Annotated in this window: 21 protein-coding genes and 1 pseudogene; 12 read left to right on the forward strand and 10 right to left on the reverse strand. The window is 70.0% G+C overall.

Annotated features, from left to right (window positions below; translation table 11 throughout):
• Positions 1-96 precede the first annotated feature (96 nt).
• The 5 genes and pseudogenes from JIX55_RS15605 to JIX55_RS15625 form a co-directional block, all read left to right on the forward strand.
• The gene (locus tag JIX55_RS15605; RefSeq protein WP_257563926.1) at positions 97-1,563 is read left to right on the forward strand and encodes a hypothetical protein; all 1,467 of its coding nucleotides are present in this window, start codon (positions 97-99) and stop codon (positions 1,561-1,563) included.
• Entirely contained in the window at positions 1,547-3,463 is a 1,917-nt protein-coding gene (locus JIX55_RS15610) for a hypothetical protein (RefSeq protein ID WP_257563927.1), read from the forward strand. Before JIX55_RS15605 ends, JIX55_RS15610 begins: the two co-directional genes overlap by 17 nt.
• The gene (locus JIX55_RS15615) at positions 3,460-5,532 is read left to right on the forward strand and encodes an integrase (RefSeq protein ID WP_257563928.1); all 2,073 of its coding nucleotides are present in this window, start codon (positions 3,460-3,462) and stop codon (positions 5,530-5,532) included. Before JIX55_RS15610 ends, JIX55_RS15615 begins: the two co-directional genes overlap by 4 nt.
• Positions 5,529-5,942 carry a hypothetical protein gene (locus tag JIX55_RS15620; RefSeq protein ID WP_257563929.1) on the forward strand — a complete coding sequence of 138 codons (414 nt, stop codon included), beginning with the start codon at positions 5,529-5,531 and terminating at the stop codon, positions 5,940-5,942. The genes JIX55_RS15615 and JIX55_RS15620 overlap by 4 nt, the downstream gene beginning before the upstream one ends.
• Positions 5,943-5,946: 4 nt before the next feature.
• Positions 5,947-6,306 (forward strand): annotated as a pseudogene (locus tag JIX55_RS15625) (transposase); the annotation flags it as partial.
• 136 nt (positions 6,307-6,442) lie between these two features.
• On the opposite strand, the gene JIX55_RS15630 reads toward JIX55_RS15625, so the two are convergent.
• Both JIX55_RS15630 and JIX55_RS15635 read right to left on the reverse strand, forming a co-directional pair.
• Positions 6,443-6,859 (reverse strand): hypothetical protein, encoded by a 417-nt coding sequence (locus JIX55_RS15630; protein ID WP_257563930.1) that lies wholly within the window; start codon positions 6,857-6,859, stop codon positions 6,443-6,445.
• Positions 6,860-7,135: 276 nt separating this feature from the next.
• A complete protein-coding gene (locus JIX55_RS15635) occupies positions 7,136-7,351 on the reverse strand; it encodes a hypothetical protein (protein ID WP_306820006.1) in 216 nt (71 codons plus the stop codon).
• 92 nt (positions 7,352-7,443) lie between these two features.
• Between JIX55_RS15635 and JIX55_RS15640 the strand changes: the two genes are divergently transcribed.
• Positions 7,444-8,292: a helix-turn-helix domain-containing protein gene (locus JIX55_RS15640; RefSeq protein WP_257563931.1), complete on the forward strand. Its 849-nt coding sequence runs from the start codon at positions 7,444-7,446 to the stop codon at positions 8,290-8,292.
• Positions 8,252-8,530 (forward strand): DUF397 domain-containing protein, encoded by a 279-nt coding sequence (locus JIX55_RS15645; RefSeq protein WP_257563932.1) that lies wholly within the window; start codon positions 8,252-8,254, stop codon positions 8,528-8,530. Before JIX55_RS15640 ends, JIX55_RS15645 begins: the two co-directional genes overlap by 41 nt.
• Here JIX55_RS15645 and JIX55_RS15650 read toward each other — a convergent pair.
• The 3 genes from JIX55_RS15650 to JIX55_RS15660 form a co-directional block, all read right to left on the reverse strand.
• On the reverse strand, positions 8,513-12,319 hold the full coding sequence (locus JIX55_RS15650) for an nSTAND1 domain-containing NTPase (RefSeq protein ID WP_257563933.1): 3,807 nt from the start codon (positions 12,317-12,319) through the stop codon (positions 8,513-8,515). The genes JIX55_RS15645 and JIX55_RS15650 overlap by 18 nt on opposite strands.
• Positions 12,320-12,518: 199 nt before the next feature.
• Positions 12,519-12,998: a hypothetical protein gene (locus JIX55_RS15655; protein ID WP_257563934.1), complete on the reverse strand. Its 480-nt coding sequence runs from the start codon at positions 12,996-12,998 to the stop codon at positions 12,519-12,521.
• A 201-nt stretch (positions 12,999-13,199) separates the two neighbouring features.
• Positions 13,200-14,369, reverse strand: a complete 1,170-nt coding sequence (locus tag JIX55_RS15660) for a steroid 3-ketoacyl-CoA thiolase (protein WP_257563935.1) — start codon at positions 14,367-14,369, stop codon at positions 13,200-13,202.
• Positions 14,370-14,594: 225 nt separating this feature from the next.
• Here JIX55_RS15660 and JIX55_RS15665 point away from each other — a divergent pair, with 225 nt between their 5' ends.
• Positions 14,595-15,830 (forward strand): cytochrome P450, encoded by a 1,236-nt coding sequence (locus JIX55_RS15665; RefSeq protein ID WP_257563936.1) that lies wholly within the window; start codon positions 14,595-14,597, stop codon positions 15,828-15,830.
• A gap of 79 nt (positions 15,831-15,909) precedes the next feature.
• On the opposite strand, the gene JIX55_RS15670 is transcribed toward JIX55_RS15665, so the two are convergent.
• Complete coding sequence (locus tag JIX55_RS15670; RefSeq protein ID WP_257563937.1) at positions 15,910-17,976, reverse strand: bifunctional glycosyltransferase 87/phosphatase PAP2 family protein; 2,067 nt, start codon at positions 17,974-17,976, stop codon at positions 15,910-15,912.
• 248 nt (positions 17,977-18,224) lie between these two features.
• Here JIX55_RS15670 and JIX55_RS15675 point away from each other — a divergent pair, with 248 nt between their 5' ends.
• Both JIX55_RS15675 and JIX55_RS15680 read left to right on the forward strand, forming a co-directional pair.
• Complete coding sequence (locus JIX55_RS15675; protein ID WP_257563938.1) at positions 18,225-19,508, forward strand: DUF2330 domain-containing protein; 1,284 nt, start codon at positions 18,225-18,227, stop codon at positions 19,506-19,508.
• A 112-nt stretch (positions 19,509-19,620) separates the two neighbouring features.
• Positions 19,621-20,292: an O-methyltransferase gene (locus JIX55_RS15680; protein ID WP_257563939.1), complete on the forward strand. Its 672-nt coding sequence runs from the start codon at positions 19,621-19,623 to the stop codon at positions 20,290-20,292.
• 22 nt (positions 20,293-20,314) lie between these two features.
• Here the strand turns inward: JIX55_RS15680 and JIX55_RS15685 are convergent, their stop codons facing one another.
• A complete protein-coding gene (locus JIX55_RS15685) occupies positions 20,315-20,710 on the reverse strand; it encodes a hypothetical protein (RefSeq protein WP_257546018.1) in 396 nt (131 codons plus the stop codon).
• 118 nt (positions 20,711-20,828) lie between these two features.
• Here JIX55_RS15685 and JIX55_RS15690 point away from each other — a divergent pair, with 118 nt between their 5' ends.
• Entirely contained in the window at positions 20,829-21,242 is a 414-nt protein-coding gene (locus tag JIX55_RS15690) for a J-domain-containing protein (RefSeq protein ID WP_257563940.1), read from the forward strand.
• Between the two features lie 153 nt (positions 21,243-21,395).
• On the opposite strand, the gene JIX55_RS15695 is transcribed toward JIX55_RS15690, so the two are convergent.
• Positions 21,396-21,983, reverse strand: coding sequence for a hypothetical protein (locus JIX55_RS15695; RefSeq protein WP_257563941.1), 588 nt, complete (start codon positions 21,981-21,983; stop codon positions 21,396-21,398).
• 4 nt (positions 21,984-21,987) lie between these two features.
• The gene (locus JIX55_RS15700) at positions 21,988-22,740 is read right to left on the reverse strand and encodes a hypothetical protein (protein WP_257563942.1); all 753 of its coding nucleotides are present in this window, start codon (positions 22,738-22,740) and stop codon (positions 21,988-21,990) included.
• A 180-nt stretch (positions 22,741-22,920) separates the two neighbouring features.
• Between JIX55_RS15700 and JIX55_RS15705 the strand changes: the two genes are divergently transcribed.
• Positions 22,921-23,436, forward strand: coding sequence for a GNAT family N-acetyltransferase (locus JIX55_RS15705; protein WP_257563943.1), 516 nt, complete (start codon positions 22,921-22,923; stop codon positions 23,434-23,436).
• On the opposite strand, the gene JIX55_RS15710 is transcribed toward JIX55_RS15705, so the two are convergent.
• Positions 23,417-25,552, reverse strand: coding sequence for a DHA2 family efflux MFS transporter permease subunit (locus JIX55_RS15710; RefSeq protein ID WP_443046424.1), 2,136 nt, complete (start codon positions 25,550-25,552; stop codon positions 23,417-23,419). The two genes, JIX55_RS15705 and JIX55_RS15710, sit on opposite strands and share 20 nt — an antisense overlap.
• Positions 25,553-26,199: the final 647 nt, after the last annotated feature.

Genomic DNA, 26,199 nt, shown 5'->3' on the forward strand with positions numbered 1-26,199 from the left:
CTCATTTGTTGGGCGGCCCCGAAGGGGTCGCCCAACACTTTTTGCGGGCTGCTTCGTTACCTCCGATGGTTGTGAGTTCTCTCAGTCGGAGGGGTAGTGGATCTGTTCTTCGTCAGCCGGGCCCGCGTACAGGAACGGCCCGAGTTGTACGGCGAAGTTGAGGAGGAGGCCCTACGGCGGCTGGACTTCCGGGCTTTGCCGGATCGTCTGCCGGTGATCGTGGACGATCAGATGCAGCCGGTGGAGCCGGCCTGTTCCTGGTTTCGCCACTTGGCCTACCTGGGGCGCGATCCGGAGGACACACTGCGGCACTACGCCTACATCGTGCTGCGGGTGATGGAGTTCCTCGCAGAGCGGGGCCGGGATTTGGGCACGGCCGTGGAGTCCGATCTGGTGGCCTACCGGCGGTCGCGCACGGAGTTGCAGGACGTGCCGGTGGGAGGGACGGTCTGGGACCGTGAGGCGTCGGTGATCAACACGCTGCTGGACTGGATGGTCGGGCAGGGCATGCGCCGAGCGTCGCCGCTGCGGGCGGCCGGCTCCTCGAACCCGCTGTCCACCGGGATGAGCCGGGACATGGACATCCGGCACCTGACTCTGGGGCAGTACCTGTTCTTCCGGGACGTCGGACTGGGTGGACAGACCCTGGACGGCGGGGTGGACCGGGTCTTCCGCGGCCAGGCGCCGAACCGGAGCCGGGCGGCTGCCGACCTGGCGGTGACGTCGGGGATGCGGCCGCAGGAGTGGTCGACGGTGCTGCTGCCGGAGCTCGCGGTCGGGAGGCGGCGGCCCGGCGAAGGAGCGGAGTTCGACCTCCAGGCATGCGCGAAGTACAAGAAGCACCGCATCGCCTACGTTCCACCGGACGCACTGACCTCGATGGACCGGTTCGTGCTGATCGAGCGGCCGGAGATGGCCGAGGCGATGGCCCGCACGCTGGAGCGGCGCCACCGGGACCTGTTCGTGGTCGCCGAGATCGACTACGCACGGCGCCGGCTGCGGGGACGCTGGCAGGGCCGGACCCGGGCGTTCGCCTGGTCGGCGATGCCGCCGAAGCTGCGGCGGGTCACGGTCCATGAGGGACCGGCCGGGCTGGAGCCACTGGCGGTGTTCATCGGTCACGGAAGCCTGATGCTCACCTCGTCGTCCTGGGACCGGATCCGCTACCAGGCATGGGACCGGATGACGGCGGTCCGCGAGGACGAGCGGGCCCCTCAACTGCCCGTGAGGCGCTGGCGGTTCCACGACCTGCGGCACACGTTCGCCCTGCGGCTGTTGGACTTCCTGATGCGACGGGCGGCCGAGCGCGAGCGGACGGCGGACCGGGCGGGCACGGTGACGCTGGCCGAGCACATCGCCTTCAACCCGCTGCTGATCGTCAGCCGGAGGCTTGGTCATTCGAGCCCGGCCGTGACCTACGAGTACCTGCGCTACCTGGAGGATCCGATGTCCTACGTCGACGCCGCGTTCGCCCAGTGGACGGCCGGCGACGAGGAAACCTACGCGGACATCGCCCTGCGGGGCATGAGGGGCGAGGAGTCCGGTCATGCCGCGGCGCGGTGAACGGCGCCGGGACTTCCGGCACGACGACCCTGAAATGGGGCCGGCGAGGATCGGCGTCCGGCAGGTGGTCACGCCGGATTCCAGAGGCAAGAAGAGGGTCCTGAGCTTCGATCCGTCGCAGTTCGCCTGCCGGACGCTCGCGGCGGAACTCGCGGACGAGTGGGTCGAGTACATCGAGGTAACGGCCCGCAGGACCGGCACGGCCAGCAGGCACCGTCAAGGCCTGCGGATGTTCTGCGAGCATGTCGACGCGCATCTGGCCGACCGGGCAGCGGAGGCGTCTCTGGCCAGGGCAGACCCGGACCTGCCCGCAGTGCTGCTGGCCTGGGAAGAGTCTCTGCCGACCCAGTATCCGCGCGGCTCGACACGCCCCGGAATCTTCGCGGCGAACCTGCGCATTCTGATCAACCGGCGCCAGCGGCATCCCGAGCGGGCGCTTGCCGCCCGGCTGGCACAGGTGGCCGCTCAGGACCACGGCCTGGCCTGGGGCACCACCCAGGAGCTGGACGAGTTCTCCCGCAAGGACAAGGCCGCACTGGTCAGGGCAGCCTGGGACGACGTCGCCCGGCTCCGCAAGCGGCTGAAGGCCGGATGGGAGATGGTCGCCGTCGGCGGACACCCTGCCGAACGCGGCTGGTCGAGGATGCCGGATCTGCTCTGGGCCCTGGCCCACCAGGCCGTCTCGCCCCAGGAGATGGCCAGAACGGTCCCCTTCCCCCTGGCGCCGGAGCTGGCAGCGATCATCCCGGACAACCGGACCGAGGGACGAAGCTGCGGGCTGCGCGGCTACTTTCTGGTCCGCGGCCTGCTGAACCAGCTCTATCCCAACGAGCGGGACCTGCACGCCTTCCGGGTCCTCCTGATGGCTGCGACCGGTCATTCCCCGGAAGAGGTGACCAGTCTGACGGAGGACTCGGTGGAGTTCACCGAGGGCGGCATCCGGCTGACCATGACCAAGAACCGGGCACGCAGGATCCACCGCCGCGCCTTCGCCCGCATCGACAAGCTGAACGCGGTTGAGCACGTTCAGGAGTACGCGGACCGTCCCCGTCTGGAAGTCTCGGCGATCATCCGGCAGCTGATGGAGGCGACCGCACCGTTGCGCGATCTCTACGACACGCGTCCGGCGCCGCTGTTCCTGCAAGGAACGCTGCCGCCCAACGTGCAGTTCACCGTCGGCCGGGGACGGCTGCGGCATTTCGGGCAGTGGGTGGTGGAGATGGGTCTCGACCTGGAAGGCAGGGCCGACGTCCGGCGGCTGAGGAAGTCGGTGAAGGTGGAGAAGGCCGTCGCCTTCGGCGGCCGGATCACCGACATCGCGGACGACCACCACGAGGAGACATTCCGCGGCCACTACGCGCAGGGCACCACCCTTCGGATGATCTCCGGACAGGTGATCACCACCGCCCAGCAGTCGTGGTTCGACAAGGCGATCGCCGGGCCCGTCGTCCTGGACGCCGCGGCCGAGACGGCGCTCGGAGAGGAGGACCCCACACCGGCCCTGCGGGAACTGGGTCTGAGCGCCGAGCAGGTCGAGGACCTGCGCAGCGGGGCGATGGAGATGGGCGTCACCAGCTGCCGTGATCCATTCGACTCACCGTTCTCCCGCTCCGGTGATCTCTGCACGGTCGCGCCGTTGCGCTGCCTGGAGTGCCGCAATGCTTGGATTCTGCCCTCGCACCTGCCTCAACTGCTGTTGTTCAGCGACCACTTGGACGGGTTGCGCACCCGGTTGAGCCCGGTCCACTTCCAGACCCTTTGGGGGCAGACCGCCGCCAACCTGGCGGCGGTCCTCGCCGAGCGGACCGAGGCGGAGATCGCCACCGCCCGCCAGCACATCGCCGAGGGCACCACCACCTTGCAGCTTCCCCTCGCCGCACGAGCGGAGTTCGACGCATGAACAGCACAGCCCCCGACCTACTGGCCGAAGCGGCCTTCCGCGCGGACGAACCGGTCCTGACGTCGCGTTCCCTGCTGCCGGGCGCGGTCAGTCCGCTCTTCGGACAGTGTGATCAGTGGGACCTAAATGGGGTTCTGAAACGTCCGGCGAACCTGCACCCGGCCGAGTGGAAGGTGAAGTTCGACGGCTTCACCGGCCCCTGGCGTCTCAGGGCCCGCGAGCTGGCCATGATCTCGCTGAACCCGCGGCATCCGAAGGTGCTGGCCGCCGGGATCCCCACCCCGCGCAGGCCGGTCGACCCCCGGACTGCCATCAAGAGGGTGGGGACCTTGCGGGCCTTGGCGGCATGGGCCGCTGAGCGGGGCCTTCCTGAGGATCTCGGGGCCTGGCCCGAACACCAGCTGCACGTCCGCATCGCCGGACTGAAGGAGGAGGGGCTGGCCGTCAACACCGTTACCAGTCACATCACAGTGATCCGTGAACTGCACCGCTGCGGGCCCCTGCTGACCGGCGGCGGCCTGCTCCGCGATCCCTGGGCGGGCATGTCCTCACGAGCGGCTACGGGTGTTTCAGCGAGCGGTCCCCGGACGTTGTCGACGCCGGTCATCCCACCCGAGGTGTGGTTCCCGCTGGTCCGGGCCGCCTGGACCTACATCGACACCTTCGCCCCGGACATCCTGCGAGCCCAGGAGCACTGGCGGCAGCTCCAAGCAGAGGCGACACGGTCGTCAGTGGGCGCCGAGGCCAGGCTGCGGGTCTGGCTGGCCGACCCGAGCAACCTCGTCCCGCTGCACGACGAGCGCCATCCGCCGCGGATCACTGACGCAGGCATGATCCACTGGGGGCTGCTGTCGTTTCAGATCGGAATCGACAAGCGGGCCCAGATCTTCAACCAGGACCGCGGCCTGCGGGAGATCGTGCTGGAGGCGGTGGAGCGCGGCCAGTGCGCGACCGCCAGTGTCCTGCCGGAGTATGTGCAGGTCAGGCGCACGGACGGCACGACGGGCAGCTGGAGCCGCGGGCTCGCACCCCGCAGCCTGACGCGGGAGATCCAGATGCTCCGGGTCGCCTGCTACGTCTTCGTCACCGCGTTGAGCATGATGCGCGACTCCGAGGTCCAGGAGGTAGTCAAGGGCTCGGTGGTCGAGTACTTCGGGGCGCCGGCCGTGGTCTCGGCGGAGGTCAAAGGCGAGGAGGACTTCCCCCGAAAGCACTGGTGGATCATCGAGCCGGTCGCCCGGGCCCTGGCCCTGGCTGAGGAGATCGCCTCGCACCCCGAGCGGCTGTTCACCGGCATCGCTGGAGAGGTCAGGAACGCGGAACGGTTCACGGCGGGCGGAGGGATCAAGGCGTTCGTCGAGCATGTGAATGCCAGGACCGACGTCAACGGGCTGGAGCCCATTCCGTCCGAGCGGGTCGCCCCGCATATGTTCCGCCGGACCATGTCCATGCTGACCGACCAGTTCCCCGGCTCCGAGATCGCCCTGGGCATCCAGCTCAAGCACGTCGCCTCACGGGCCCTGGCCAACCGCACCACGCAGGGCTATGCCGCCCCCGCGACATCCTGGGCCAAACACCTGGATGCGGCGATCGAAGCCGCCCGGTTCCGCGGACTGCGGGACCTGTTCGACGCCCACAAAGCGAACGAGCCGATCGGGTCCGGCCCTGGCGTCGACCAGCTGACCCGCGCCTTCGACACGATCCGTGACACCGTCGCCGCCCAAGGAGGCGACGCGACAGTCGAACACGCCCTGCTGAAGCAGGCCCGCATCTCCATCCGCTTCGGAACCCTGAACAACTGTCTGTTCGACGCCGCCAACCCGGCCGGCGCCGTCTGCCTGGAGAACACCGTGATCCCACCCGGCCATACCGGCCCCCTGCCGGACCGCTGCCGCCCGGACCGCTGCGGCAACAGCATGATCGGCCCCCAGCACGTCGAGATCTGGGACAGCGAGGAGCGATCCCTCACCAAGCTCCTGGAGACCCGCCGCCTGGCCCCCGGGCATCGCGCGGCACTCGAACAGCAGCGGAACGAAGCACGGGCCGTTCTGCGAAAGGCCGCACGATGAACGACACGGGTGTCTCGGCCAAGACCGAGCAGAAACTCCGCGACGCTATGGACCGGCTCCTGGCGGGCAAACCGCAGCACAGCGACGGCCGGCTCACGAAGAACAACCTCGCCCAGGAGGCGGGCGTCAGCCCGGCCACGATGTTCCGCGCGAAGGCGGTGCTGGCCGACTGGGACGCCCACATCACCGCCCATGGCAGCCTCACTCCCGGCGAGGCCCGCCGCGACGCCGACATCGACGACCTCCGCCGACAACTCGCCGCGGCCAAGAAGGAGATCACCGAGCTCAACCGTCGCCTGACCGCCGCCGCCACCGTCATCGCCGCGTTCCACCACGACAACCGGATGCTGCGGACCGAGCACGACACAGCGAGCACCGTCGTCGCGTTCCCGTCGCAGCCCCGAGCCTGAGTACCTGCCGCTGTTCGTGATGGTCGCCCCGGCCGACATGACCGACCGCGACGCAGCGAAGGAAGTCCTGTTCCGGCTGATGCACCCCGAGATCGCGATCGCCTGGGCCGATCCGCCGACGCGGGCAAGCACATGACCTGGGCGAAGACCCACCTCGGCCTCACCCTCAAGACCGTCAGCCGCCCGAAAGACGCCAGCGGGTTCGTCGTCCTGCCTCGCCGCGGGGTGGTCGAACGCTCGCTCGCCTGGATCATGCACGCCCGCCGTCACGCACGGGACTACAAACGCCTCATCCAGTACTCGGAATCACTGATCACCTGGGCCGCGATCACCATCATGACCAGGCGCATCACCCGCCGGACCTCCCGCCGCAGCGGCCAGCCGACTCCCAGGAAGCTGCACGGGACTGATCGTTCTCGAAGACAGCGTCATCTCCTTGCCCCGCACCGGCCCGAACCGCGATATCTGCACCAATCCCCCCACCGAAGAACCAACTGAGACTACGTCCTGGCGATCTCTTGCCGGAGCTGATGGGTGAAGCGGCGAAGGAGATCCACCGTCTCCCTGTACTCGGCCCTGCGATCGTCCCTGCCCTCGCTGGGCCGGGAACCCCAGACCCGACGCGCGAGAGCGTCGGCGAGATCGACGGTGTCGTCGGCGCACAGTAGGTAGAGGGCTGACCGGGCTTCCTGCATCCGGCCCGCCAGTTCGTTGGCCCCGGCGCCGTCGTCACTCAGCTGCGTTTCCCGAAGGTAGTCGATGAGCTGGACCACGGCGGTGTTGAAGCCGACCCCGGCCTTCAGCTTCTGTTCACGCAGCCACATGCGGTCCTGTCGGCGCGCAGTGAACCAAGACCCGAACACGGCCCCTATGAGGCCGAAACCAGCCCCGATGGCCACGGACAGGATGTTCACCACGTCAGCTCCCCCCGACACACAGCTGACAGCAGGCTACAGAAGCCATCGAGGGCCCAACTCGATGGGTGATCCGAACGAAACGACCTGACGCGCGCAACGACGGCCAGCCGCATGGGTGAGGAGCCCCCGTTCGAATCTGAGCCGGACGAACTCAACCGGGGGACTTCGAAAACAGGTACCGAACCCGCCCCCCAGGGGTGAACTCCGAGATGAGAGGCCGACTCTCAACCCACTGTTCCCCTGGTCCACCACGAACGGTCAGTGACTCCCGGCACATCAGGGATGCTGCCTCTCATGAGAGTCCAAAACGGTGGAGAACAGCTCGGTCACGCCCAGTTCCACGGCGTCCGACAGCTCAGCCATCTCCCAGTCGTCCAGATACGACCGGACGATTCGTCGGATGTGATGCGCGGAGTGCTCACCCACGGTGAGGCAGATCCGGTACTGGGCGGATGCGGCACCCAAAAGGAAGGGGGGAATGTATGCGTTCACACCACAAGACTGGCCCGACGCGACTACCGTCTGCTACAGATCGGACACAACCTGTTAAAGAGTGAGTTGAAGCTCAGCAGAGGGGACCGCACGTGACCCAGATCCACACCCTCGATCCCGGCGCCTCACCACTGGACTACTACGGCTACGAGTTGCGGCGCTGCCGCGAGGCAGCGGGCCTGACACAGAAGCAGTTGGGGGACATCCTCGGCTATACCGCGTCGCTGGTTGGGCAGATCGAGACGGCGAGAAAGGTGCCGACGCTGGAGTTCAGCGAGCGGGTGGATGTGGCGCTGGAGACGGGCGGGTTGTTGTCCCGGCTCGCGGTTCTGGTGATGCGCCATCAACTTCCGGCCTGGTTCCAGCAGGTGGCGGAGATGGAGGTTCGGGCCGCCGAGATCTGCTCCTTCCAGACGCAGTTGATCCACGGTCTCCTGCAGACAGAGGACTACGTCCGTGCCGTGCTCAGCGCCCTGGACGGCTCCGACCTCGACGACCGGACCGCCGTACGACTGGCTCGCCAGCGCATCTTCGACAAGGACGAGCCCCCGATCCTGTGGGCCGTCATCAGCGAGGCCGCGCTGTACCAGAAGATCGGCGGCGCGAACGTCATGCGAGGCCAATTGCTGAAACTGTTGGCCTTCGAGAAGAACCCCCGGATCAACGTCCAGATCCTGCCCTTCGACGCCGGGGCACATGCGGGACTGACAGGCTCATTCACGCTCTTCCGCTGTCGGCGAGACCCGGACATCGTCTACACAGAGGGCTACGGGAGTGGGCATCCGACCGCGAACCCGGACACCGTCATGGACTGCTCGCTCCGTTACGATCATCTGCAAGCCGCCGCCCTCTCCCTCAGGGACTCGGCGGAGCTGATCCGACGCGTGATGGAGGAGCGTTATGGAGAGCAACGCGTTCCCGGCGGGGACCCGGTGGCGTAAGTCGAGCTACAGCGGCGACCAGGGCGGCGATTGCGTAGAGTGCGCGCCGCTCGGCCCCCTGACCTGGCGCAGGTCGTCGTACAGCAGCGACCAGGGCGGCGAGTGCGTAGAAGTCGCCGAAACCCCCTGCCCCACCATCTCCATCCGTGACTCCAAGAACCCGGCGGGCCCCCAACTCACCCTGGGGGCCTCCGCGTTCAGCACCTTCATCGGCTGGGCCTCAGCACACTCCGCCTGACTCCTCGTCCGGCAGATACAGGGCCCGTTCTTGCCGGGTGAGGTCGCGGTGGATCGCTCGGCAGATGTGGGTGATGGACTTGTCCGGCGTGGGCAGGTCCACGTTCCACAGGCGTAGGCCGCCCTCGTAGTCACCGGTCGCGAGGGTGCGGCCGTCCGGGCTGAAGGCCATCGTCTGAGGGCCGCCGTTGTGACCGGTGAGGGTCGCACGCGTATACCCGGTGGCGGTGTCCCACAGCCGTACCGCGCCGTCGGAGGCGGCGGTGGCGAGCGTGCGGCCGTTCGGGCTGAACGCCACCTCCACCGGGGCCTCCGTAGTGCCCGCGGTCAGGGTGGTGGCGAGCTGACCGGTGGCGGTGTCCCACAGGCGTACCGTGCCGTCGGAGGAGCCGGCGGCGAGGGTGCGGCCGTCCGGGCTGAACGCCATCGACTCGATCTGCCGGAACATGATGAAGTCGTCGTCCGAAGGGCGCGTCGGTGTGGGGCGGCCGGCGGGGTCGGTGAGCGTGATGCGGACGCGGCCGGTGTCGGGATCCCGGAGCCGGATCTTCTCGTCGTTGCCTCCGGCTGTGGCGAAGGCATCGCCGGTGGGACTGAACGCCAGCACCGAACTCTCCTCGTCCTTGCGGAAGGTGACCCGGGCGCGGCCGGTCGCGACGTCCCACAGCGTCAGACCGTCGCCCACACTCACCAGCGTTCCGCCGTCGGGGCTGTACACCATCCTGTTGACGAACCGGCTGGGGAGCGTGGTCCGCAGTCGGCGGGTGGCGACGTCCCACAGCTGCGCCTGGGAGTTGTTGGTGAGGGCGACGGTCCTGCCGTCGGGACTGAAGAGCATCGTCTCCACGATGTCCAACTTGCCGCCGAGTGTGGCCTTCGTCCGGCGGGTGGCCGGGTCCCACAGCCGCACCACACCGGCGGTGTCCTCAATGTCCTGGGTCATCCGGACGCTGGCGGTGGCGAGGGTGTCGCCGTCGGGGCTGAACGCCACCGCTTCGAGACTGCCGCCGGGAACGGTCAGCGTGGCGCGGGGCCTGTGGGCGGTCACGTTCCACAGGCGGACGCTGACCCGGTCGCCGCCCGCGAAGTGGCTGTCCTCGTTGCCCGCCGCCAGTTGGTTTCCGTCAGGGCTGAACGCCACCGACATCACGGGGTTGATGTGGCCGGTGAGGGTGGTCCTGACGCGTCCGGTGGCGAGGTCCCACAGGCGTACGGTGCCGTCGTAGCTGCCGGCGGCGAGGGTCTTCCCGTCCGGGCTGAACGCCATGGTCTCGACGCGGCTGCTGGCGCTGGTGAGGGTGGTCCGTTGCTTGCCGTCGGCCACGTCCCACAGATGTACGGTGCCGTCCTCGGTGCCGGTGACCAGGGTCTTCCCGTCGGGGTCGAACGCGAGGGAGCTCACCACACCCGTACTGCTCTTGAGGGTGAACAGCACTCTGCCGGTGGCCAGGTCCCACAGTTGTGCGGTGTGGTCCCGGGTGCTGGTGGCGAGGGTGCGCCCGTCCGGGCTGAACGCCGCCGCCAGTTCAAGACCGGTGGGGCCCTTGAGGGTGGTCAGGACGCGGCCGCTCGCCACGTCCAGCACCTGCCCGTTCTCCCGTACGGCCAGGGCGCGGCCGTCATGGGCGAAGCCCACCGACGCCAGGCTGTCCTCTTCGGCCACCCGGACGGTGAGCGAGTCCCGGACACGCCCGGTGGCCGCGTCCCGCAGCCGCACCTCCTCACCACCGCTGGTGGCGAGGGTCCTGCCGTCGGGACTGAAGGCCACGGTGCGCACGAGCGCGGTGTGGTCGCCGCCGGTGAGGACCTTCCGGTTACGTCCCGTTGCCGTGTCCCACAGCCGAACCGTGCCGTCGAAACTGCCGGTGGCGAGGGTCTTCCCGTCCGGGTTGTAGGCCAGAGCGGACACGGTTCCGGTGTGTCCGGTCAGCCGGCGTTCGAGCGGGACGGCCGCGGCGGCGTACAGACTCCGCGTGGCCTCGCGGGTCGGGCTCGTACGGTACGCCTTGATGGCGAGGAGCGAGGCAAGGTCGGTGTCGCTGTCCAGCAGGGCGGCGGACTGGGCAGCCAACTGCCTGGAAAGACCGACTTGTTGGGCGTCCACGGCGCTCTGTCGCTGCCAGTAGGCGACCGCCGTGGCGGTCAGGGCGAGTGCCAGGAGACAGGCCAGGGAGGTGACGAGGACGCGCAGCCGCCGGGTGGTCCGGGCCCTGGCGCGTTCCTCCTGGTCGAGTGCGGCGAGACTGGCGCTGAGGAAGGCAGCTTCCTGGTCGGTGAGGTCGCCGGTGTGGCCCGGTCCCCCGAAATACTCCCGCGCCGTGACGAGCCGGCTCCCCCGGTACAACGCGCCCCCGTCACGGCCCAGTTCCTCCCAGGCGCGGGCCGCCTCGGTCAGTTGGCGGTGGGCGCGCAGCCGGTCGCGGTCCTCCTCGATCCAGCCGCGCAGCCGGGGCCAGGCGGTGATGAGCGCTTCGTGGGCGACTTCGACAGTGGGGCCGTCGAGGGTGAGGAGACGGGCCCGGGTGAGCGCCTCAAGGACCTGGGCGACCTCGTCCCGCCCCGTGCCGGTGGTCTCCAACTCGGCCCGGCCGGCGGGCCGTCGGGTGTCGGGCGTGCCGTCACCCGGTGAGATCAGCCGCAACAGCACCCGGCGGGCCGTGGCCGCCTCGCCCTCGGTGAACCCGTTGTAGACGTCCTCGGCGGTCTTCGCGATCGCTCCGTCCAGGCCCCCGGCCGCCTCGTACCCGGCCAGCGTCAGCGTCTTGCCCCGGCGACGGCGCCAGGTCTCCAGCAGTACGTGCGACAGCAGCGGCAACCCGCCGGGTGCGTCGGTGATCTCGTCGACCAGCCGGGTGGTCAGCGCCCGCTCCACGGTCAGCCCGGCAGCCGCCGCCGGCTTGACGACGACCTCCCGCAGCTCCGCCGAACTCATGGGCCCGGCCAGCAGATTGGCGTCCCCCAGCGCCTCGGCCAGCTCACGGTGCTCGGCGCAACGGCCGTAGAAGTCCGCGCGCACGGCGATCAGTACGCGCAGCCGGCTCTCCGGGTTCCGTGCGGTCAGCAACAGGTCGATGAACCGGGCCCGTTCGGCCGCGTCGTGGCAGAGGGTGAAGACCTCCTCGAACTGGTCGACGACCACGAGCCGGTCACCGGTACCGGTGCCGCCTGCCTTCAGAAGCAGCTCATGGGTTCGGGCCAGCTGATCGCCGGGCGTCAGGATGCGGATCCCGGAGAACCGCGGGCCCTGCTCCTGCGACTCCCGGAGGAGGGGGACCAGACCTGCGCGCAACAGGGAGGACTTGCCGATCCCCGACGGGCCGAAGACCGCCGCGAACCGTCGGCGGCGCAGCAGCCCGGCAAGCTCGGCGGTGAGCCGGTCGCGGCCGAAGAAGAGCCCGCTGTCGCCGGTCTCGAACCGGGCGAGGCCCCGGTACGGCGGCTCCGCGCCGCCCTCTCCGTCGTTGTCCGTGTCGAAGGCGGCGGCCTCCTCGACCGCCTGGTTCCACCGGATCTCCCACTCCCCGGGGTCGCCCCCGCAGGCCGTCACGAAGGCCAGTGCCACCGGCAGCGTTGGCAACTGTTCGCCCGCCGCGGCCTGGGACAGGGTGGTGATGGAGTAGCCGGCCTGCTCGGCCATGGCCCGGTAGGTGAGCCCGCCCGCCTCCGTCCGCAGTTTCCGCAACTCGAACGCGAACCGCTGCACCGGCCCGGCCCCGGGGTCGACCGGCACCTCACGACGACCCGCCACCGCCCTGTCACCCTCCCGCCGCACCCACACCGTCTCGGACATCCACCGTACGCATCCGGCCATCCAAGCGGAGAGGGCGCGTCCGGCCATTGTTTGGCAGGCTCAACGCCCGTGCCAAACAATGCTCGACCCGGTGAGATCAATGGTGTGAGCGGTACGGGGGTCCGCTCATGGGCAGTGGCCCTGTCGGCTGAGGACCAGCCGACAGGGCCACTGCCGCGCCCGCGTACGGGCGTTCGCGTCAGCCGTTGTAGGGGCACTTCTTGATGATGAAGAACGCCTTCCCGGTGTCCACACCGAGAACCGCCTGCTTACCGGGGATCGAGCTGCCGACGACGAGGGCCGCGCCCTTGAACTTGCTGGTCTTGGAGTGCCACAGCATCCGGCCACCGGAGTACTGGTAGAAGCGCACATCGCCGTTCTTGGCGACCTGGACGTACGAGGACGGGCCCTTGAGGTGCCCCTTGGCCTTGTAGACCACGCAGGTCAACTTCTTGTAGGTCACGAAGATGTCGTAGTTCTTCCCGACACAGAACTTGGCCTTGCGCGACGCGGGGCCGTCGCTGATGCACTGTCCCGCCTTCAGCTTCTTTCCATTGGGCAGGCGGTTCTTGCTGGCCGCGTTCGCGGAACCGGCCTGGGTCAGGGCGACGGAGGCCGCGATCGCGCAGACGGCCGCGACTCGGGCGGTCCGGGAGCCGATGGTGAGGGAGCGTGCCATGGTGCGGTCCTCTCGGAAGACTTGGACTCACCGCCCTGAGTCACGCACCGTACGCTTCATGGGAAGCAGTGCTCGGCAGGACGTACGGCGACCCTAGGACCGCGCTTCCGCACGCGACATCGTCTCTTCGGGCAGTGCCCCAAAGGTCAGTACGGCCTTCGCGATACGGCCTTCGCGACACGGCCTCCGTCGACCGGAGGGCTACAGCCGCTGGATGATCGTCCCGGTGGCCAGCCCGCCCCCCGCGCACATCGTCACCAACGCGAACTCCTTGTCCGTACGCTCCAGTTCGTGCAGCGCGGTCGTGATGAGCCGCGCTCCTGTCGCACCCACCGGGTGCCCGAGCGCGATCGCACCGCCATTGACGTTCACCTTCGCCAGGTCCTGGTCGAAGACCTGCGCCCAGCTCAACACCACGGACGCGAAGGCCTCGTTGATCTCGACGAGGTCGATGTCCTTGAGCGACATCCCGGCCTTCCCCAGCACCGCCTTCGTCGCGTCGATCGGCCCGTCGAGGTGGAAGTGCGGGTCCGCGCCCACCAGGGCCTGGGCGACGATCCGCGCCCGTGGCCGCAGCTTCAACGCCCGCGCCATCCGCTTCGACGCCCACATGATCGCCGCCGCGCCGTCGCTGATCTGGGACGAGTTGCCCGCCGTGTGGACCGCCGTCGGCATGATCGGCTTCAGCCGGGCCAGCGCCTCCATGGACGTGTCGCGCAGCCCCTCGTCGTGGTCGACGAGCCGCCACATGCCCTGCCCGGCCCGCTGCTCCGCCTCGGTCGTGGGCACCTGGACGGCGAACGTCTCCTTCTTGAACCGCTCCTCGGCCCAGGCCGTGGCGGCGCGCTCCTGGGAGATCAGCCCCAGCGAGTCGACGTTCTCCCGCGTGAGCCCCCGGTGCCGGGCGATCCGCTCCGCCGCCTCGAACTGGTTCGGCAGATCGACGTTCCACTCCTCCGGGAACGGCTTCCCCGGCCCGTGCTTGGACCCGGATCCCAGCGGCACCCGGGACATCGCCTCGACCCCGCACGAGATCCCGACGTCGATGACGCCAGCCGAGACCATGTTGGCGACCATGTGCGACGCCTGCTGCGAGGAGCCGCACTGACAGTCGACGGTCGTCGCGGCCGTCTCGTACGGCAGGCCCATGGTCAGCCAGGCCGTGCGCGCGGGGTTCATGGACTGTTCGCCGGCGTGGGTCACCGTGCCGCCGACGATCTGCTCGACGCAGTCGGCGGGGATGCCGGTGCGACCGAGAAGTTCACGGTAGGTCTCGCCCAGGAGGTAGGCGGGGTGCAGGTTGGCGAGCGCGCCGCCGCGCTTGCCGATGGGAGTGCGTACGGCTTCGACGATCACGGGTTCCGCGGCCATGGGGGATCCTCTCAACGGTTACCCGCGCGGCGCGGGGCGTCCCGGCCCGGCCCGCCACGCAGAACTAGTACGCGTTCTAGTTCTCTCCAGCAGTCTGCTGAGCGCGGCTACGCGACCGCAAGGGGCGTGCGGCAATTGAAAAGCCCGTACCCCTTGCTAGTTCTAGAACCCGTTACTACGGTCACCGGCAATTCCCTATATCTGATGCTCCGTCAGGAGTCGCCGATGCCCTGTCCAGCGCTGCCCGACGGGTTCGACTTCACCGACCCCGACCTGCTGCACCACCGTGTCCCCCTCCCGGAGTTCGCCGAACTGCGCCGCACGGAACCGGTCCACTGGATCCCGCAGGCGCCTGGCATCGCGGGCTTCTCGGACGAGGGCTACTGGGCCGTCACCCGGCACGCGGACGTCAAGTACGTCTCCACCCACCCCGAGTTGTTCTCCTCGACGGTCAACACCGCGATCATCCGCTTCAACGAGCACATCGAACGCGACGCGATCGACGCCCAGCGGCTGATCCTGCTGAACATGGATCCGCCGGAGCACACCCGGGTCCGCCAGATCGTGCAGCGGGTCTTCACCCCGCGGGCGATCCGCGCGCTGGAGGACAACCTGCGCCACCGCGCCCTGACCATCGCCCGCGAGGCCGTGGCCCACCCGGGCCCCTTCGACTTCGTCACCGAGGTCGCCTGCGAACTGCCCCTCCAGGCCATAGCCGAGCTGATCGGCATCCCGCAGGAGGACCGCATCCGGATCTTCGAGTGGTCGAACCGGATGATCTCGTACGACGACCCGGAGTACGCCATCACCGAGGAGGTCGGCCAGCAGTCGGCGATGGAACTCATCGCGTACGCCATGAACATGGCCGCCGACCGCAAGCAGTGCCCGGCGAAGGACATCGTCAGCACGCTGGTGGCCGCCGAGGACGAGGGGAACCTCACCTCCGACGAGTTCGGCTTCTTCGTGCTGATGCTGGCGGTCGCGGGCAACGAGACGACCCGCAACGCCATCACCCACGGCATGCACGCCTTCCTCACCCACCCCGACCAGTGGGACCTCTACAAGCGCGAGCGCCCCGCGACGGCCGCCGAGGAGATCGTCCGCTGGGCCGCCCCGGTCAACTCCTTCCAGCGCACCGCCACCCAGGACCTCGAACTCGGCGGCAAGCTGATCAAGAAGGGCGACCGCGTCGGCATCTTCTACGCCTCCGCCAACCACGACCCGGACGTCTTCACCGACCCGGACACCTTCGACATCACCCGGGACCCCAACCCCCACCTCGGCTTCGGCGGCGGAGGCCCGCACTTCTGCCTCGGCAAGTCCCTGGCCGTCCTGGAGATCGACCTGATCTTCAACGCGATCGCCGACGCGATGCCGGATCTCAAGCTGGCCGGCGAACCGAGCCGGTTGCGCTCCGCCTGGATCAACGGGGTGAAACACCTCCAGGTGACCACCGGCTGAGCCGGGCACCGCCCGTCACACTCGGGCCGACGGCCTCCCGGCGCCGTCGGCCCGTTCGCGGGAGGCCGGGGCGCTCCTCCTACGCCCCGCCCCGGCCTCCGTCGTCTCCATCCGCTCCGCCGCCGTTGCGCTGGACGGCCGTCGCGAGTCTGCCGGCCGCCTCTGGTTGCTCGCGCGGTTCCCCGCGTCCCTGACGGGGCGCGGTGCTCCTCGGCCCGGTCAGGAGGTACGTCAGGCCGAAGCCCGCGCCCACCACCGCCGCGCCGCCGACCGCGTCGAGGATCCAGTGGTTGCCCGTCGCGACGATCGCCAGGACCGTGAAGAAGGGGTGCAGCAGACCCAGCACCTTCATCCACACCTTGGGCGCGACCAGCGCGATCGTGAGCCCGCACCACAGCGACCAGCCGAAGTGCAGGGACGGCATCGCCGCGTACTGGTTGGTCAGCTCGGTGAGCTTGCCGTAGTCCGGCTTGGAGAAGTCCTGGACGCCGTGGATCGTGTCGATGATGCCGAGGCCGGGCATCAGACGCGGCGGGGCCAGCGGGTAGAAGAAGAAGCCGACGAGCGCGAGGACCGTGGTGAAGCCGATGGCCGTGCGGGCCCAGCGGTAGTCGGCGGGCCGGCGCCAGTAGAGGATGCCGAGGACGCTGAGCGGCACGACGAAGTGGAACGACGTGTAGTAGAAGTCGAAGAAGCCGCGCAGCCAGCCGACCTGGACCACCGCGTGGTTGAACCAGTGCTCGATGTCGAGGAACAGGGCCTTCTCGACGGCGAGGATCTGCCCGGCGTTGTCCTCGGCGGCGGCCCGGCTGCCGGTGGCCTCCAGACGGGTGCGCTGGTAGGCGGCGTACGTGACCCGGATCAGCAGCAGTTCGAGGAGCAGGTTCGGGCGGGTGGCGACCCGGCGCAGCAGCGGGGCCCAGCTGAAGCGGGTCTCCGCCTTCGGGGCGTACTCCGTGGGGATCGGCGTCCGGTAGTACTCCGAGGTGCGGGACAGGAACGGGACGACGAGGGCGGCGGCGAGCGCGGCCAGCAGGACGACGTTGTCGCGCAGCGGGTGCAGGGCGCCCATGTTCGGCACCACCATCTTCGCGGGCAGCGTCATCACCAGGACGACGGCGACCGGCCACACGTACCGCGACGAGGCCTTCCTTCCGACCCGGCCGACCACCGCGAGCAGCACCCACAGCAGCTGGTGCTTCCAGGACGTCGGCGACACGGCGACCACGACACAGCCCGTGAGGGCGACGGCGAGCAGCAGCTGCCCGTCGCGGGCGTAGTGGATGGCCCGCCGCATGCCGAGCACGGCGACGGCGGCGGCCAGCGCGAAGAAGACCACGATCTCCAGCGGGCCCGTAAGGCCGAGCCGGAGCAGCGCGCCGTGCAGCGACTGGTTGGCGAGGTCGTCCGCCCGGCCGCCGAGGCCGACGCCGGCGAGGTGGTGCACCCAGTAGGTGAACGAGTCGTGCGGCATCGCGGCCCAGGCCAGCGCGGTGGCCCCGGCGAACGTGATCCCGGTGCTCGCGGCGGCCCGCTTGCGGCCGGTGAACCACAGCAGCGGCACGAAGAGCAGCACGGTCGGCTGGAGGGCCGCGGCGAGCCCGATGCAGACCCCGCTGGTGCGCTCGCCCCGGACCGCGAAGCAGCCCGCGAGGACGAGCAGGACGGGGATGATGCTGGTCTGGCCCAGGTACAGCGTGTTCCGCACCGGCAGCGACAGCATCAGCAGGGTGACCGCGAAGGGCGCGGCGAGCAGGGCCGTACGCCGGGTGACGGGCTGCGGCAGGGCGCGTGCGGCGACCAGGCCGAGGGCGACGACCAGCAGGAGGGTGCCGAAGGTCCAGCCCCAGCCAAGCGCCTGTTCGGCCATGCGGGTGAGGGGCTTGAGGACGAGGCCGCCGAACGGTGTACCCGTGAACCGCGTGGAGTCGTACAGCGAGCCGTTCACATGCAGGACGCCGCTGGGCCCGACCCAGGTCTCCAGATCCGTCAGCCGCTCGCCCTTGGGCGTGCTCAGCACGACCGCGATCTGCCGCACCGCCAGGACCCCGGCGACCAGCCACAGCACGGCTCGCACCGTACCCAGCCGCGCCGCCCTCAAGCCCGTACCCACGGCACCGCCCGGCCTGCTCTGCTCCGTCGCCACGCCCCGTAGCCCTCCCGCCCCGTTGATGACCCACTCAGAAGGCTCGCACTCCCCTCCGACGTGAGACGCGGGCAACCCTCGATTCACCTGAGAGTCGCCCATGTTTTGTCCGGATGACGATAGTGCGCGGAAGGTTGCCCTCGCCCTCAAGGCACGATGCAGATCACAGCCGGGTCCGTGACAGTCCCCTGACAAACGCCTGCGAGCATGTCGTGCGCACATCGCGCACGACAGGAGGATCACGGGGGATGACAGTCAGATTCAGCGCTTCGGTCCGCGGACGGCTACTGGTCGTCGTGCTGGCGCTGCTCGGGTTCCAGCTGGCCTCGCTGGTGGCACCGGCGTACGCCTGTGGGTGCGGTGCGGCGGTGACGGACGGGCGGTCGCGGATCTACGTGAGCCGTGAGACGTCCGTCGTGCGCTGGGACGGCAGCCAGGAGCAGATCGTGATGAGCCTGCGGGTCGGCGGCGACGCCCACGCGGCCGCCTGGATCATGCCGGTGCCGAACCGGGCGACCGTGACCCTCGGCGACCAGGCGCTCTTCGAGCAGCTCGACGAGGCGACCAAGCCCGAGTACCGCAGCCGGTACTACTTCTGGCCGCGCTCGGGCTGGCCCTTCGGCTCGGCGACGGACGGAACGGGAGCGGGGCCGGGTGACAGTGGCGGCGTGGGTGTCGTGGACCGCGAGCGGCTCGGCCCCTTCGAGGTGGCCCGCCTGACCGCCACCGACCCCGACGCCCTCGGCGACTGGCTCGACGAGAACGGCTTCGAGCTCCCGGACCGGCTGGACGCGGCGCTGGAGCCGTACGTCCAGCAGAAGTGGGAGTACGTGGCGATCCGGCTGGCGCCGGAGGACTCCGAGGGCTCGGCCACGGACACCCCGCTCTCCGGCACCCTCGACCCGCTCCACCTCACCTTCGCCAGCGACGAGCTGGTCTACCCGATGCGCCTGTCGCACCTCGCCACCACCCCGCAGGCCCTCGACCTGTACGTGCTCGCCGAACACCGTATGGAGCCCAGCTCCGCGATCGGCGGGAACGAGCCGGAGGTGACGTTCGCCGGACGCCTCGACGCGCCCGTCGGCACGCTCGGCGACCTCACCGAGGGCGGCACGGACTTCCTCACGGCCGTCCAGCAGGACTTCCCGCAGCCGGAGCGGATCTCCGGCGACCACACGCTGCGGCGGACCGCGGCCGACGACACCTATCGAAAGGTCATCTACGTGGACGAGATGTGGACCGTCTGGGGCATCCCCGGCTGGCTGCTGTCGTTCGGCATCGGCATCGCCGTGCTCGCGATCAAGGCGGTGGCCGTCGCGATCGTGCTCAGGCGGAACGCGAGAAAGCAACTGCCGCCGGTACCGCCGGCGGGGGCGGTCTTCATGCCGCCGGGGGCCCATCCGCAGGGCGGGCCGGTGCCGCCGGGGGCGTACTCGCAGGGCGGGCCGGGGGCCTACCCGCAGGGTGCGCCGATACCACCGCAGGCTCCCGTGCAGCCGCCGGTGGACCGGAAGCCCGGTCCGAACGACTGAAACACCCCCGGGAACCGCTGACAGAGGGCCTGCCCGCGCCTATATTCATTAGCGCATCTACTTAGCCGATCTAAGTAACTGTCCTGATGGAAGGCGCGGGAGGCACAGCTTCATGAGCGAGTCGCGGACCTGGAACGACGTCGACGACTACTTCACCACCCACCTCGCCCCGAACGACGAGGTCCTGACGGCGGCGCTGCGCGACAACGAGGCGGCCGGACTCCCGGCCATCGACGTCGCCGCCAACCAGGGCAAGTTCCTCCATCTCCTCGCCCAGATCCAGGGCGCCCGCCGCATCCTGGAGATCGGCACCCTCGGCGGCTACAGCACCATCTGGCTGGGCCGGGCACTGCCCGCCGACGGCCGGCTGATCTCCCTGGAGTACAGCGCCCGGCATGCGGAGGTCGCGTGCCGCAACATCGCGCGCGCCGGGCTCGACACGCTCGTCGAAGTACGGGTGGGCCCCGCCCTGGAGTCGCTGCCCAACCTGACCGACGAGAACCCCGAGCCGTTCGACCTGGTCTTCATCGACGCGGACAAGGCCAACAACCCGCACTACGTGGAGTGGGCCCTCAAGCTCACCCGGGCCGGCAGCGTCATCGTCGTCGACAACGTCGTGCGCGGCGGCCGGGTCGCCGACGCCGACACCACCGAACCGGACGTCCGCGGCACCCGGGCCGCCATCGAACTCATCGCCGCGCACCCGAGGTTGAGCGGCACGGCGATCCAGACGGTGGGCAGCAAGGGATACGACGGCTTCGCGCTGGCCCGGGTGCTGGACTGACCTCGCCGCCCGGTCCGCCGCGTCAGGCCTCGTGGTAGAAGCCCACGTTGACGCTGCGCGGGGCCGTGCGGTCGTAGACGACGAGTTCGCCGGACCCGCCGTTCGGGAGCTTCGCCGTACCGCCGTACGGGAGCGGCTGCGGCGGGTGGCCGAGCAGGGTCAGCCGCACCTCGGAGGAGGGGTCGGCGTGCGAGCCGCGCAGCCACGTGACCTGCCAGGTCCCGTCGGGGCCGCACAGGAACTCCAGATGCACACGGGATACGAAGAGCCAGTCGTCCGGTGTCGCGAGCCGGCACACCGCCCGATCGCGGCCCACCCGGAGCACGGCGCCCGGCTCGCTGGGCGCGTCGGCCATCTGCATGCCGGCCGTCGCCCCGGCGTCCGCCTCGGAGACCGAGGCCATGGTGAGTTCGAGCACGTACCGCTCCTAACGGGTCAAACTCCAATTGTCGCTGCGCACGGCACGGTTGGCGCGCCGCCGCCGCATGATAATTCGCCGGATCGTCCTGTTGTGCGGGCTCCGGCACAATGGAGGCATGACCGAGCGAAAGCCACCGGGTGTCAGCTTCGAGTCCTTCGTCGACAAACAGATCCGCGACGCGGAGGCGCGCGGCGATTTCCAGGCCCTCCCCGGCATGGGCCGCCCCCTGAGCGGCGACGACACGACCTACGACGAGCTCTGGTGGATCAAGCAGAAGATGGCCCGCGAGGGGATGTCCGTCCTGCCGCCGACGCTGGCGTTGCGCAAGGAGGCGGAGGACGCGCTGGCCGCGGCCGCCGTGGCCCCTTCCGAGCGCCTCGTCCGCAAGATCATCACCGAGATCAACGCCAAGATCAGCGAGATGATGTTCAAGCCGCCGCCGGGACCGCCGCTGGGTTTGAAGCCGTATGACGTGGAAGCGGTCGTCGCGCAGTGGGCTGCGCGCCGGGAGGGCGGGCAGGGCGCCTGACGGGCCAGGGGACGCGTTGTACGGCGACTGCGGGTCGTAGTCGTATGCGGCTGATCGCGCGGTTCTCCGCGCCTCCCCCGGCGCAGGCGAAACGTGAGGCCGCGCCCCGGAGCACGATCCGGAGCGCGGCCTCGTTCTGTGCTGTCGGCGGTGTTACAGCCGGAGCAGCCGTTCGGTGAGTTCGCGGTAGTCGCGGAGGGCCAGGCGGAGCTGTTCCGTGTCGGCGGAGGTCGCGCGGTCCTCGGCGGTGGGCTGCCAGGAGGCGCGGAGGGTGCGGCGACGCCGGGTCATCGCGTCGGTGAAGCGGGCGGTGACCTCTTCCAGTACGTGATCGGCCTCCTCGACGGCGGACCGGGGCCCGTCGACGAATCCACCGAGCGCGTGCTGCATCCGCAGGTTCAGCTTGTCGCACTCGTCGTGGGGCAGGAGCCGACCGCCGCCACCGTGCTCGTCGGTCCGGTCGTGACCCGCCACGACGGCGGCGTGGGTACCGGTGGCACCCGCAGGGCTCGTGCCGCCCGCGGGGTTCGTGGCGCCCACAGCGCCCGTGGTGCCCACGGAGCTCGTCGTGTCCGCGGAGCTCGTCGTGTCCGTCGTCCGCCGGGTGCCCGGCGCCGTCCCGCTCCCCTTCACGCCGTCAAGCCCCACGCCGTCACGCCCCACGTCGGTCTCCCGCGCTTCGCGCGGCCCGCGGGCGTCGCGTTCGCGGATGCCCTCGCCCCTCGTCACGTCGTCCGTCATACCGTCAACTCCCCTTCGCGTGGCGCCTGGTGAGCACCGATGGCAGATGGGACCGGTGGCGGCCGTCGGCGGCCGTACCGTCGCGCTCATCGCGCCGCGCCTTGCCGTCACGGTGACCGAGGCCATCGCGCCCGGCGATGCCGACACGGGCCGCCCGCGCGTCCCGGCGATCCGGTGTCACCAGGTCCTCGAACAGCGCGCGGGCCTCGATCATGGCCTCGCGCATCTCCTCGGTGCCGGTGCCGGGGGCGCCGCCGTCGCCGTTGCCCGCGTGGCCCCCGGCGGTGTCGCCGGTGCCGTGCGCCGCGAAGTGCACCCGGCGGTAGCCGTGCACATGGTGGGCGTGGTGGACGGAGAGCGCCTCCAGCTGGGTCTCGTAGCGGTCGCCGCCCGGGAAGCCGCGTGCCCCGGCCACCTCGGCGAGCAGCCGGTCCGCCTCGGCGACCGCCTCACGCGGCGAGTCGACGAAGCGTTCCTGGGCGGCCGCCCAGCGGGACTCGTACCGGTCGCGCTCCGCGCCCGGCAACGGCCGTTTCTCCAGCGAACCGTGCCGCTTCACCCGCTCGGCGAGCTCACGGGCGGCGGCCCTCTCGTCGCCGTCATGGCGGGTCACGGTCCGGTCGTACTCGGGTCCGAAACGCCGCTTCAGCGATCCGCCGCCGACCGTACCGGCACGTGCTCGCTGGGTCAGGACGGCCGCCACGACGACCACGGCCGCCACGATCACGATCAAAGCGATGATCAAGCCAGTGGACATGAATGCCTTCCAGGGTCCTCGGCCCGGGCGTCTCGCCCCAACGGGCCGTTTCGCACCGGGTTGCCCGAACCCCTTCGTTCAAACGGCAAGCACGCGGGAGGACGACGGCCCGTGGCCGGGCGCGGGCGGCACCGTAAATCGTTTGCGGGCCACCCGCACCCGCTCCCGACAATGACCGCCATGACCCGCACGCCTCTTGGGACGACCGTCTGGTCCGTGGCCCCCGAGCCCCACGACTCCCCTGTCGCCGCCGCGCTCTGGCGGGCGTACTACACGGAGGTCAGCGACCGCTGGTATCTGCTGCACGAGGGACACGCCACGGACCCGGACGAGTTGGAGCGCGAGGTCGCGGCGGACACCGGGGAGAATCTCGCGCCGCCGGGCGGGGTGCTGCTGGTGGCGCGGTACGGGGGCGAGCCGGTCGGTACGGCGGGGGTGCGGCTGATGGATGCCGCGACGGCCGAGCTGAAACGGGTCTTCCTGTTGCGGGAGGCGCGCGGCAAGGGCGGTGCCGCGCTGCTCGTGTCGGCCGCCGAGGACGCGGCCCGGGCGCTCGGCGCCGAGCGGATGGTCCTCGACACCCGCGGCGACCTGGTGGAGGCGCGTGCGCTGTACGCCCGGCTCGGCTACGAGGAGAGCGCGCCGCACAACGACCACCCGTACGCGGAGCACTGGTTCACGAAGAGACTGACGTAGACGTGGTGGCTCCGGGCGTTCCCGTCGGCGGTCGGGTGAGCGTCCGCTCGTCGTGGGGGCGTTCGGCGTCCGAGCCGCAGAGTTCCGCGTTGAGTTCCTCCACGAGGTGGACGAGGTCGGTCGGGCGGTCGGCGCTCCACCAGTCGCCGAGGAGTTCGGCGAGGGAGTCCTCGCGGGCCTTGGCGAGCCGGTCGGCGGCCTCCCGGCCGGTGTCGGTGAGGAGGAGGTCGAGGCCCTCGCGACGGGCGAGGCGGCGCTCCTCGACCTGCCGGGTCGCGGCCATGATCACGTCGAGCGGGACGGCGCTGCGTTCCGCGAGCACGGCGGGTTCGACCCAGCCGTACCTCCTGATCCGCAGCAGCAGCCAGCTCGCGGCGGGCAGCAGGTCGTAGCCGGCCCGCGCGGTGATCGTCCGGTAGATCTCGCGCCGCCCCTCCCGCGAGCCGAGCAGGGACAGCGCCCGGCACACCTCGTCGTACGACGACCGCGCGACGGGGTTGCTGGCGAGCGTCTCGGTGGCGTCGGGGGCGGTGACGGACGCCCGCAGCCGGTCCTCACGCAGGAACCAGGCGAGGACGAAGCCGAGGAGGGCGACCGGGGCCGCGTAGATGAACACGTCGGTGATGGCGGAGGCGTACGCGTCGAGGACGGACGGACGCAGCGCGGCCGGGAGTTCGGCGATCTCGCGCGGGTCGGCCTTCAGCCCGTCCACGCTGACGCCGGACGGGAGTTGGACCCCGTCGAGCGCGTCGGTGAGCTTGCCGCCGAGGCGCCCGGTGAAGACCGTACCGAAGACGGCCACGCCGAACGAGGCGCCGATGGACCGGAAGAAGGTCGCACCGGAGGTGGCGACGCCCAGGTCCTCGTACGAGACGGCGTTCTGCACGATGAGGACGAGGACCTGCATGACGAGGCCGAGCCCGAGTCCGAAGACGAAGAGGTACGCGCTCATCTCGCCGTCGCCGCTGCCCGCGTCGAGCTGGTGCAGGAGCAGCAGGCCGAGCGTGGTGACGGCCGTGCCGACGACGGGGAACACCTTCCAGCGGCCCGTACGGCTGACGATCTGCCCGGACACCGTCGAGGACAGCAGCAGCCCGAACACCATCGGCAGCATGTGCACACCGGACATGGTCGGCGACACACCCTGCACGACCTGGAGGAACGTCGGCAGGTACGTCATCGCGCCGAACATCGCGAAGCCGACGACGAAGCTGATCACGGCGGAGAGCGTGAAGGTGCGGACGCGGAACAGCTTGAGGGGGAGGACGGGTTCGGCGGCCCGCCGCTCCACGGCCACGAAGGCGGCGGTGAGCAGCACGGCCAGCACGGCGAGGCCGATGATCCGCGGCGAGTCCCAGGCCCAGGTCGTACCGCCGAGGGAGGCGACCAGCACCAGACAGGTGGCCACGGAGGCGATGAGGAAGGTGCCGAGGTAGTCGATGACGTGCCGCTCGGCCCGGCGCGGGATGTGCAGCACGGCGGCGATGACGACCAACGCCACCGCTCCGACCGGCAGGTTGACGTAGAAGACCCACCGCCAGCTCAGATGCTCGGTGAACAGCCCGCCGAGCAGCGGCCCGAGCACGCTCGTCGCACCGAAGACCGCGCCGAACAGGCCCTGGTAGCGCCCGCGTTCACGCGGCGGGACGAGATCCCCGACGATCGCCATCGACAGCACCATCAGACCGCCGCCGCCGAGGCCCTGAAGCGCCCGGAATCCGATCAACTGGGGCATGTTCTGCGCCATCCCGCACAGCGCCGAGCCGATGAGAAAAATCACGATCGCCGTCTGGAACAGCTTCTTCCGGCCGTACTGGTCCCCCAGCTTCCCCCACAGCGGCGTCGCCGCCGTCGCGGCCAGCAGGTAGGCCGTGACCACCCACGACAGGTGCTCCAGCCCGCCGAGGTCGCTCACGATCGTCGGCAGCGCCGTCGACACGATCGTCTGGTCCAGCGCCGCCAGCAGCATCCCCAGCAGCAGGGCCCCGATGGAGACCATCACGCCACCGGGCACCCGCTCGCCGACGGGCGCGCCGTGCGGGCGCGGGGTGAGGGTGGTGCTCTTCTTCTTGGTGGTGTCGCCGGTGTCGTCCGTGCCGTCCGTGCCGTCGGTCATGAAGACCTCCCGAGGGTCCGAGGGTCTCGTACAGCGTCCCCGGTTTCCCCTTCATCCGCTCTGCGCTCCATCGTGGCCAGTGTGACCGGTTATGACCTGTCGAGCACTTCCGGAACCCGTGATTCCCGGGGCGCCTGGGAGATTCTGTGGCGACCGTTTGCTTAAACTCTGGAGTCTTCGCGGGGAGGAACGACACATGAGTGAACCGAACAGTCACATATGCCCTGAGTGCTCCACGCCCAGGGCCTCGGACGGCACGCCGTCCTGCGCGTGCGGCCGCCGCGCGTCCGAGGCCCTTCTCGAAGCGCGTACGGCCGAGGCGGCGGCCGCGGAGGATTTCGACCCACTCCGGATACGGCCCTATGTGGAACTGGGCGACGAGGACGGGTATCCCGGCAGCGCCGAGAACCCCGGGCACGCCAGGAACGATGAAGCCTCGACGGTTCAGCAGAGGTGGGCGGAGCCGGGGCCGGGCCCGAGCGAGCCGGGTACGTCGGGGCCCGACCACACTCCGACGATCGCCATGCCGGTGACCACGGCGGCGACCGGGACCCGACCGAACGCGGCGGACGTACGGCTGTTCGAGCAGCTGGACGGAGAGACAGGGGAAGACGGGCCGGGCGCCTCATCGAGCGGCGAGCTGTTCC

This window comes from Streptomyces sp. DSM 40750 (genome assembly GCF_024612035.1).
GTDB lineage: Bacteria > Actinomycetota > Actinomycetes > Streptomycetales > Streptomycetaceae > Streptomyces.